We start from the raw sequence: 9,955 nt of genomic DNA, 5'->3' as shown, positions 1-9,955 counted from the left end.
GGTGAGCACGGCGCGCACGCCCGCACCGCGGCGGGCCAGCCGGGCGCCCGCGTACAGCGCGTCGCCCCCGTTGTCGCCGCTGCCGACGAGCAGGACGACCCGGGACCCGTACACCCGGCCGCGCCGCCGCAGCACATCGGCGCAGGCTGCCGCGAGTCCCGCCGCGGCTCGCTGCATCAGGGCGCCCTGGGGCAGCTTGGCCATCAGGGCCCGTTCGGCGGCCCGTACGGTCTGAACGCTGTACGCAGTACGCATGTGCTCAACCCTCCGCGATCACCACGGCCGACGCCACCCCCGCGTCGTGGCTGAGCGACACATGCCAGTGCCGTACACCCAGCTCGGCCGCGCGCGCGGCAACCGTGCCGATCACCCGCAGACGGGGCTGCCCGCTGTCCTCGACGTACACCTCGGCGTCCGTCCAGAGCAGGCCGCTCGGCGCGCCGAGCGCCTTCGCGAGGGCCTCCTTCGCGGCGAACCGCGCGGCGAGCGAGGCGATACCGCGCCGCTCGCCGCTGGGCAGCAGCAACTCGCTCTTCAGGAAGAGCCGGTCGGCCATCTGCGGCGTACGCTCCAGCGCCGCGTCGAACCGTTCGATCTCGGCCACATCGATCCCGACCCCGATGATCACGCGTGTTCCTTCTCTGCTCGCTACTCCACGGTCACGGACTTCGCCAGATTGCGCGGCTGGTCCACATCGTTGCCGCGGGCCGTCGCCAGTTCGCAGGCGAACACCTGCAGCGGCACGGTCGACACCAGCGGCTGAAGCAGCGTAGGCGTAACGGGAATCCGGATCAGATGATCGGCGTACGGGACGACCGCCTCGTCCCCCTCCTCGGCGATGACGATGGTGCGGGCGCCGCGGGCCCGGATCTCCTGGATGTTCGACACGATCTTGTCGTGCAGCACCGACCGGCCGCGCGGTGAGGGCACGACCACGACGACCGGCAGATCGTCCTCGATGAGCGCGATCGGCCCGTGCTTGAGCTCGCCCGCGGCGAAGCCCTCGGCGTGCATGTACGCGAGTTCCTTGAGCTTCAACGCGCCTTCCAGGGCTACGGGATAGCCGACATGGCGGCCCAGGAAGAGCACGGTGTCGTGGTCGGCGAGGGAGCGGGCGAGTGCGCGTACGGGTTCCATGGTCGCAAGGACCCGTTCGACCGCTCCGGAGATCTCGGAGAGCTGGCGGATGACGGTCCGGATCTCGTCCCCCCACTTGGTACCGCAGATCTGTCCGAGATACAGGGCGACGAGGTAGCAGGCGACGAGCTGGGTGAGAAACGCCTTGGTGGAGGCGACGGCGACTTCGGGCCCGGCGTGCGTGTAGAGCACGGCATCGGACTCCCGCGGGATGGTGGAGCCGTTCGTGTTGCAGATGGCGAGGACCTTCGCGCCCTGTTCGCGGGCGTGCCGCAGGGCCATCAGAGTGTCCATCGTCTCGCCCGACTGGGAGATCGCGACGACAAGGGTGCGGTGGTCGAGGATCGGGTCGCGGTAGCGGAACTCGCTGGCCAGCTCGGTCTCGCAGGGAATCCTGGTCCAGTGCTCGATGGCGTACTTGGCGATCATCCCTGCGTGGAACGCGGTACCGCAGGCGACGATGACGACCTTGTCGACCTCCCGGAGCTCGCGGGGCGTGATCCGTACCTCGTCGAGGTGGAGCCGGCCGACCCCGTCGATCCGCCCGAGGAGCGTGTCGGCGACGGCCTTGGGCTGGTCCTCGATCTCCTTGAGCATGAAGGAGGCGTGGCCGCCCTTCTCGGCGGCGGACACGTCCCAGTCCACGTGGTACTCACGGACCTCGGCGGGCCGCCCGTCGAAGTCGGTGACGGTGACACCTTCTCGGCGCAGCTCCACCACCTGGTCCTGACCCAGCTCGATCGCGGAGCGGGTGTGCGCGATGAACGCGGCCACGTCGGAGGCCAGGAACGACTCGTCCTCCCCCACCCCCACCACGAGCGGCGAGTTGCGCCGGGCTCCGACCACCGCGTCGGGCGCGTCCGCGTGCACGGCGACGAGGGTGAAGGCGCCCTCCAGCTGCCGGCAGACCTGCCGCATCGCCTCCGCCATGTCGGCACAGGACGAGAACGCCTCGGCGAGGAGATGGGCGACGACCTCGGTGTCGGTCTCGGAGGCCAGATCGTGGCCGCGCTCGGCGAGTTCGGCGCGCAGGATCGCGAAGTTCTCGATGATCCCGTTGTGCACGACGGCGACGCGGCCCGCATTGTCGAGGTGCGGGTGGGCATTGGCGTCGGTGGGGGCGCCGTGAGTGGCCCAGCGGGTGTGCCCGATCCCGGCGGTTCCGGCCGGGATCGGCGCCTCGGCCAGCGTCTTCTCCAGATTGACGAGCTTCCCGGCCTTCTTCGCGGAGGCGAGCCCGCCGTCCGCGAGGACAGCGATGCCCGCCGAGTCGTAGCCCCGGTATTCGAGGCGCTTGAGACCCGCGACGACGACGTCCTGCGCCGACTGCCCACCGACGTATCCGACGATTCCGCACATACCGTTCCCTTCCTGGTCGCCCGCCCCTCTTCTTCGCATCGTCCCAGAAGGTGAACGGAGCGGCAGAAATCGAGCCCCTCCGGAGATCGAGGACAGAGCCCCGCACCCACCCGGACCGGCCCGCCCCCGAAGCCACCGCACCCCGTCGGCTGCGACCCGTCCGGCAACCGCACGACGTCCCTGGCGGGCCGGGGGCGCGTGATCAGCTCAGGTTGCCCTCCAGGCCGCTGTACACCTCGATGGCCTCGCAGAAGGCGACACCGAGGTGCTCGGCCCGTCCACCACTGCCCGCAAGGCCGGCCGCCCACCGTGACCGTCCGCCGTCCCGACGACGACACGTACGCGGGTCGCGACTCCATCGGTCCGGCACGCTCTCACGTCACAGACGTTTGGCACTGCGCAGCGTGGAGGCGTAGTACCCGTTCCCGTCCAGCCGGGACGTGCCGCCCTTGTCTCCGATGGTCGGTCCGTTGACCTCTTCGCGGCTGGACACGAAGATCTTGTGTCCGTCGGTGTCGTGCCCCATGTACATGCCGACGTGGTCGAGGCGCTGCTTGGTGCGCTGGTCGAGTTTGAAGAAGACCAGGTCGCCCGGTTGCAGCACGTCGATGCTCTTCGGCCGGTCCGTGGGGGCGATGCCCTTGAGCTCGATGACGTCCGTGCCGCGGTTCGAGCGGGCCATGCCGTTGGCGGTGCGCGGCAGTCCGTCGCCGAGGGTGTCGGTGGCCATGAGCGGATAGCGGGCGCGGTAGCCGAAGACCGTACGGATGAAGCCGGAGCAGTCCATCGAGCGGGCGCGCTCCGGGCGCGGCTGCATCGTGGTGCCGTTGCGGAACGTGTACGGGATGCCGAGGTAGTCGAAGAAGTCGGACTCCTCCAGCCGGTAGTCGTTGCCCGGGCTGCCGTTCGGGTTGATCGGACCGAAGTTGGCGTCCCCGGCGTACGGGACCCCCTCGTCGTCCTTCTTGACCGGGGCCTGGTCGACGTATTGGAAGGCCGTCGCGAAGAGGTCGTCCTCCTCGCTGCCGAAGAACTCCTTGAACCAGTCCTTGAACCACTTCTCCTTCTCGGAGCCCTTCTTCCACTGGTACGGCATGAGCCGCACCCAGTCCTCGGTGACGACCCGGGACTTGGTGTAGGCGGGTTCGGTGAACGTTCGGCTGGGGCCGGTGAGCGTGGCGGTGCGGGCGCCGTCGGTGAAGCTGGCGAGGATCTCGCCGTTGCTCCCGCGCAGCAGGGTGCGGGCCGGGTTCTGCAGTCGTTCCCAGCTCTGTTCGCCGTTCTTGAGACCGGCGCCGGAGGACCGCAGTGCCGGGTTGTCGGTGACGGCCTGTACGGCAGGGGCCTTGGCCTGTTCGTCCTTGCGCAGTTCGACGGTGAGGTAGGCGCTGCCCGCAAGCAGGCTGATCACCGTGACGGCATGCAGCACCGGGCGGGGGCCGCGCTTGGTCTTGGCACTCATGAGTCGGTCAGCTCCGGGTGGGTGGGTCGAGCGGTGTCGGTGGGTCAGACGGTGGGCAGGGCACCGAGCAGGATTCCGGCGGTGAGTACGACGTACGCCATCAGCGTCACCGTGCCGGTCGCGAGCAGCGTCGCGCCCTTGGGCTGGCGGACGAGCTGATAGGCGATCAGGCCGGGGACGATGAAGCCGAGTGTCTGGTTGGTGTACATCAGCGGGAACTCGAGCGACAGCACGATCATGAGCGTCGCCTGGAAGACGACGCCGGTGAGTACGACGGTGGAGAACAGCCGCTTGCCGTAGAGGATGACGACGCGCTGGAGGCCGAGGACGGCAACGTACGTCAGCACGGTGACGCCGACCACCATGGCCGCGCGCTGCAGGTCCTCGACGAGGGTGAGGGCCAGCCAGCCCGGGGTGATCATGCCGCCGGGTGAGAGGTTGGTCGTCAGATAGCAGACCAGCGAGAACATCAGCCCCAGGGCGATACCGATCGCGGCTATCTCAGGGGTGAGGACGGAGGGGATCAACGGGGTTCTCCTGGGTTCTGCTGCTGGGCCGGGGCGGGCGGCCGAACCGGCTCGAACGGACCGCGTACATAAGGCTCTGCGGGCGGCTGCGCCGGGCTCTGTGGCGGTGTCTCGGACGTCGGCCGGGGCTGCTGCGTCCGCTGTCCCGGCTGGGGCTGCCGGGGGCGTACAGCCGGTCGGTGCTGCTGGTAGCGGGTCTCGTACGCCTCGGGGTACGGCGCGAACGGGTCGAGGCGCGGTGTGTACCGCGGGAGCGCGAGCGTCTCGTCGTGCCGCACGTGGCCGGGTTCGGGGGCGGGCGCTCGGCGCTGGGGCTGGGGCTGGGCCGGGATCACGGGAACGGCCGCGGTGGGCGGTCCGTCGTCGTGTCGTTCGGCACGTGCCTCGCCGCGCACGCCGTTGTGCGCGTCCCTCGCGTCCGGCTCGTCCGGCTCGTCCGGCGTGTTGTCCGGCATGTCGTCCGGCGTCTCGTCCGCGGGCAGTTCGGCCAGCTGTTCCAGCAGAAGTTCGCCCTGTCCGTGAATGTTGCCGATCGCGACGAGCGAGGACTCCGGGCCGAGCTGGTCGAGCAGCTGCCGCATGAATTCCTCCGGGTCGCGCTTGTCACCGCCCAGGTCGACCGCCGTGTGCCGCCACTGGGCGGGGATCGCGTCGATGGCGCTCTTCGCCGGGTGCCCGATGACGAAGACCTTCTCCGGCTGGAGGTCGGGGATGATCTGGCCCATCTGCCCGTTGCGCTCGACCCGGTCGGGGCGGCAGTTGATGACGACGTTCAGCGGCCGGCTGATCGCACCCAGGTCGAGCAGCTGGTTGATGTTCATCAGCGTCGACTCGGGGTCATTGGCCGCGAAGACGTTCGCGAACCGCAGCCGCTTGTCGTCGTGGGTGCGGTACCGCTCGACGGAGAGGACACCCGGGTCCGGCGGGGCGTCGTACATGCCCTGGAGCGCGGTCTCCCGGTCGACGCCGAGGAGTTCGGCGACGGTCAGCGCGATTGCCACGTTCTCCTTGAAGGTGAACCAGCTGAACCCGCGCAGCTCCTCGTCGCTGACGGTCTCCGGGTCCGCGTAGATCAGCTTGCAATCCCGGGCGTCCGCCTCCTCCTGGAGGATGTCGAAGCGGTCCTGCTCGGCGGTGACACAGATGCCGCCCTCCGGCATGGAGCGGCACAGCGAGCGGGCCACGTCGTCGAGGGTCGGGCCCATTTCGGCCAGATGGTCCTCGCGTACGTTGCAGAGCACGCCGATCGTCGAACGGATCAGCTTCGACTGGTTGATCTCCTGGAGCGCCGGCATGACGGCCATGCATTCGATGACGAGCGCGTCCGGGTTGTACGAGGCGGCCCGTCGCACGATGCCGATCTGCTCCACCACGTTGGCGATGCCGAACTTGCGGTAGACCGGCTCCTCGGTGGCGTCCGGGTGGATGAAGCGGGCCGCGGTGCCGGTCGTCTTGGCGACGGTGACGAGGTCACCGCCGCGCAGTGCGCCGGCGCAGAGCCGGGTGATGGAACTCTTGCCGCGGATGCCGTTGATCAGTACGCGGGTCGGGATCCGCTCCAGATTGCTGAAATGGCGGCGCTGCTCGACGATTCCCGCGATCAGCAGGATCGCGCAGCACACCACGAGCACGGTGTAGAGGAAGAGCAAGGCCGATCAGTTCCTTCCGGCGAGGGGAGCGCCGTCGCGTCTGCGCTGCTCCTGGAGCTGCTGCCGGACGAGTTCGAGACTTCGCGTGACCGCGCCGACCTCGTCGTGGTGGTGCGGGAAGAGCACGGTGCGCCGATCGCCGTCGGCGAGCGCCTCGGCCTTGCCGGCCAGTTCGCGCAGCGGCCGTACGACGACGATGTGCAGCCAGCCGAGGCAAGCGGCGGCAGCGGTGACGCCGAGCAGTCCGGCCAGGACGGTGCGGTTCTGCAGGCTGTACTCGGGGATCGCGAGACCCGCGGCGGGCTGCCAGCTGACCACCGTCCAGCCGAGCTTCTTCGCTGCCCCGCCGCCGACGAACGGTGCGGCTCCGGCGACCTGGACCCCGTCTCCGTCGCGGTACATGACACCGCTGGCGCGGGCGCTGAGGCCGGTCTTCTGGTTGGTGCCGGTCGCCAGTTCGTCGAGCCGCTTCGGAAGGCTCTGGAAGGCGAGGTAGCCGGTGTTGCCGCCGAGGACCCGGCCTTCGTCGTCGATGACCCGGATCTGGCCGAGGCCGGGGCGCTTGAGCAGCGAGTTGATGAAGTCGATCCGGAACTCACCGATCACGGCGGCTCCGTCGCGGCCCGGGATCTCGGCGTATCCGGCGATGACGGGCTCCTTGCCCGACTCGTTGAGGACGCTGATCGACTGCGCGGACAGCTTGTCGTCGCCGCTCCCGCTCACGGGCAGGCTGTGCGGGGACTCGCCGGCCCGGGCGAGGACGGTGCCCTCGGCGGAGCGTACGTACAGCGACCGGTAGCGCACGTGCTCGGTGCGGGTGCGCTCCAGGACCTTCTTCATGTCGTCGGGGCTGGTCCGGTTGCCGATCAGCGCGGAGACGGAGACCAGGTCGGCGTGGCCCTCGTTGAGCGCGCGGCGCACCCGGTCGGAGAGCGTGTCGGTGCGCTCGCGCTGGTCGCTGATGATCTGTTCCGGTACGGCGACGGTCGAGTCGGCGCGGTTGAAGAGCAGCAGCATCGGCGCCGACCAGGCGAGGAGCAGGACACCGCAGACCACGACGAGGCCGCGGGTGCCGACACGGCGGCGGCGCGACGTGCCGGAGGACGCGTCGGTGGCGCCGGCCGGTTCGCCGAGGAGCTGGCGGCGGAGCCGTTCCAGGGCCTGCCCGATCCGCGCGGCCTCGCCGTACCTCGGGACGGTGACGGGGCGGGTCAGATCGCCGCGGGTGAGCCGACGGCTCTCCAGGAAGAGTTTCAGCAGCGGTCGCTGGACCGTACCGAGCAGCAGGGCGACCGCGAGGGCGCCGATCAGCAGCAGCGCGGCCGCGGCGAGCAGGCCGAAGAACGGCCCGGCGACCTTGGTGGGGTCCACCGCGACATCGACCATGGAGACGACGGTCAGGCCGAGCGCGGTCGCGACAGTCCCTTCGCCGGGCTCCGGGCCGGTGAGCGTGGCATATCCGGCGATGGAACGGTCGCCCTCGAAGGAGTCGCCGAGCAGACTGCCGCTGACCCCGAGGAAGCCGCCGGAACCGGGCTCCTTCGCCTTGAGCGGATGCTCCGCCGACTTGACGGCAGCGATCTTGGAGAAAGCTTTCAGCTGCTTGTTGGAGCGCTTGACGCCTTCGCGCTGAAGATCGGTGAGCACCTGCTCGGGTTCCGGAATGCCGTCGCTGCTGAGGATGCGCCCCTCGCTGTCGATGACGGCGATGGAGCGGAACTGCCCGAGGCTGATGCCCGGGAAGCGCAGACTGCTCGAAGCGATCAGCAACTGCTGCGGCCGGTCCGGCCAGGAGAGCAGGGCGAAGGCGAGCAGCCGGGTCTCGCCGTTCTGCAGCCGCACCATGCGCGGGCTGAGCCCGTCCTTCTCGGCGAGCTTGCTCGTATCGACGGCGGTGACGGGCACGTTCTCACCGCGGGCGGCGAGCATCCGACCGGACTTGATCTCCACGACGGCGGTGCCCATCCATTTCTGGTAGACACTGCCGATCTTGTCGAGGACGGCGTCCGGCGAGACCGGCTCCCCGGCGTTGAAGAGCCCGGCGGTACGGGTCAGGTCGGTGGCGCTCTCGTCGATCGAGGCGCGCATGGCGACGGCACCGTCCTCGGCGAAGTGCTGCTGTGACGTCAGCACGGCCGCGGGTACAGGGTCCTGACCGGCTCTGCCCAGGCCGAGGGCGGTGATGCCCGCGAGGGAGAGCAGCAGGGCCGAGAGGACCGCAATGGGTGGACGGATGCCGCCCAACAGCGACATGTCGGCCCGGCGTCTGACCTTGTGCCGCCGTTTCACCGACGAAGCGGCCATGAGTGTTGCCTTTCAGGTTCTGGCCCGAGTTCCGGCCCGCACCGATGCGTGTCATGGAGTGGTGCGACCAGTTCCACGACTAGGAAGCTTGGCGGAAAGTTGCACGGAGAGTTGCCGGTGTGACGTACGCCACGTTTGAAGTCCGAACCGTGATGCGACGGAGCTCGGATGCCGGTTCGCCGTGCTTCATCTGCACGTCATCCGATGGACAACCGTGGGACAACTGCAGTTCGGCCGCGGGTCGGTGGAAAGTTGGCGTGCGGGTGGGTGCGGATCAGTCAGGAAGATCCACCAGCGGCTTCAGACCGTCCTTGGCAGCACCCCGGTTGAGCATCGTGCCCTGGGTACGTTCAAAGGCCAGCTGGTATCTGGCCCGCTCCTCATGTGACAGGTCCTTGCCGCTGCGCAGGGATTCGGCGAGATTCAGCAGCCGGTGGTCCTTCACCGCGCCGGGCGCCTCGGCCGCGTCGGCGGAATCCGGGTCGCTCTCGTCGACGTCCGGCGGGATGGTGACGAGCGTCGGTACGTAGCGGGCGTCCACGTCCCACGTGTCGCCCCGCTTGTGGAACTCGAACCAGCCGATGACACCTTCCTCGGTCAGTCCGGAGGGCACGTCGTGCCGCGCCAGCTGGTTGCCGAGGCCGTACGCGACCCAGGTACCGTCGACCTTCTCCATCGGCTGCACCACATGCGCGTGGTGGCCGATCACCAGGTTGATCCCGGTCTCCTTCGCCAGCCTGCGGGCCAGCTTCAGCTGTGGGGCGCTCGGATCCGGGTGGTGCTCACGTCCCCAGTGGATGCTGAGGATCACCACCTCGGCGCCGGCCTTGCGGGCAGCCTTCTCGGCGGCGGCGATCCGGTCGAACGAGTTCTGGTTGACGATCCAGGGCTTGTCGGCCGGAATCTCCCGGCCGTTGAACCCGAAGGCGTACGACAGCTGGGCGACCTTCACGCCCTTCACATCCATGATCAGCGGCTTGGCCGCCTCCTCGCCGCTGCGCGCCGAACCGGTGTGCCTGAGACCGGCCTTGTCGAGCGTGTCGAGCGTGCGCTTCACGCCCTCGGCGCCGTGGTCGAGCGTGTGGTTCGACGCCGTCGAGCAGGTGTCGTAACCGACGCCCTTGATCGCCGTGGTGATCTGCGGCGGGACCAGGAAATCCGGGTAGCTCTGGAACGGCCCCTCAGGCTTGCCGACGACCGGCTCGAAGTGACAGATCGCCAGGTCGGCCTTGCTGATCACAGGCTTGACCCCGGCCATGATCGCACCGAAGTCGAGCTCATCGGCAGCGGTGTCACTGCTCCCGGCGTCCTTGCCGCCGGCCGACGCGGCATCCTTGCGGGCCTGCTCGGTCAGCTGCGGGTGGATCAGGATGTCGCCCGCTGCGGCGACGGTGAAAGACGGGCCGGACTCGGCGTCGGCGCCGCTGTCACTGCCCGGAAGCGAACAACCTGCGGCGGTGGCGACGAGAAGCGCCAGCACGGTGGCGCGACCTACGAAGGAACTGTGAGGGAATGGC

The 9,955-nt window shown here is 69.2% G+C and carries 8 protein-coding genes; all 8 read right to left on the bottom strand.

The features are described from left to right. Window positions 1–255, bottom strand: a 255-nt coding sequence (locus tag GA0115254_RS23705; RefSeq protein ID WP_218105575.1) for an NAD(P)H-hydrate epimerase, incomplete at its 3' end; no start/stop codon positions are given. A 4-nt stretch (window positions 256–259) separates the two neighbouring features. Further along, window positions 260–628, bottom strand: a complete 369-nt coding sequence (locus GA0115254_RS23700) for a holo-ACP synthase (protein WP_093897275.1) — start codon at window positions 626–628, stop codon at window positions 260–262. A 20-nt stretch (window positions 629–648) separates the two neighbouring features. After that, window positions 649–2,496 carry a glutamine--fructose-6-phosphate transaminase (isomerizing) gene (gene glmS / locus GA0115254_RS23695; RefSeq protein WP_093897274.1) on the bottom strand — a complete coding sequence of 616 codons (1,848 nt, stop codon included), beginning with the start codon at window positions 2,494–2,496 and terminating at the stop codon, window positions 649–651. Window positions 2,497–2,875: 379 nt separating this feature from the next. After that, window positions 2,876–3,958, bottom strand: a complete 1,083-nt coding sequence (locus tag GA0115254_RS23690; protein ID WP_093897273.1) for a C40 family peptidase — start codon at window positions 3,956–3,958, stop codon at window positions 2,876–2,878. A gap of 44 nt (window positions 3,959–4,002) precedes the next feature. Then, window positions 4,003–4,485, bottom strand: coding sequence for a poly-gamma-glutamate biosynthesis protein PgsC/CapC (locus GA0115254_RS23685; RefSeq protein ID WP_093897272.1), 483 nt, complete (start codon window positions 4,483–4,485; stop codon window positions 4,003–4,005). Then, window positions 4,482–6,134, bottom strand: coding sequence for a poly-gamma-glutamate synthase PgsB (gene pgsB / locus GA0115254_RS23680; RefSeq protein ID WP_093897271.1), 1,653 nt, complete (start codon window positions 6,132–6,134; stop codon window positions 4,482–4,484). The genes GA0115254_RS23685 and pgsB overlap by 4 nt, the downstream gene beginning before the upstream one ends. Before the next feature lie 6 nt (window positions 6,135–6,140). Then, window positions 6,141–8,438 carry a HAMP domain-containing protein gene (locus tag GA0115254_RS23675; RefSeq protein ID WP_256102743.1) on the bottom strand — a complete coding sequence of 766 codons (2,298 nt, stop codon included), beginning with the start codon at window positions 8,436–8,438 and terminating at the stop codon, window positions 6,141–6,143. Between the two features lie 274 nt (window positions 8,439–8,712). Further along, complete coding sequence (locus GA0115254_RS23670; protein ID WP_370740931.1) at window positions 8,713–9,915, bottom strand: CapA family protein; 1,203 nt, start codon at window positions 9,913–9,915, stop codon at window positions 8,713–8,715. Window positions 9,916–9,955: the final 40 nt, after the last annotated feature.

This window comes from Streptomyces sp. Ncost-T10-10d (assembly GCF_900091955.1).
Lineage (GTDB): Bacteria > Actinomycetota > Actinomycetes > Streptomycetales > Streptomycetaceae > Streptomyces.
Note: the sequence above shows the minus strand (reverse complement) of the source record. Positions and strands in the feature narration are given on the sequence as shown.

Bases quoted from the DNA above. Each gene is read 5' to 3' on its own strand.
- glmS (WP_093897274.1), bottom strand. From the start codon at position 2,496: ATGTGCGGAATCGTCGGATACGTCGGTGGGCAGTCGGCGCAGGACGTC.
- GA0115254_RS23690 (WP_093897273.1), bottom strand. From the start codon at position 3,958: ATGAGTGCCAAGACCAAGCGCGGCCCCCGCCCGGTGCTGCATGCCGTC.
- GA0115254_RS23675 (WP_256102743.1), bottom strand. From the start codon at position 8,438: ATGGCCGCTTCGTCGGTGAAACGGCGGCACAAGGTCAGACGCCGGGCC.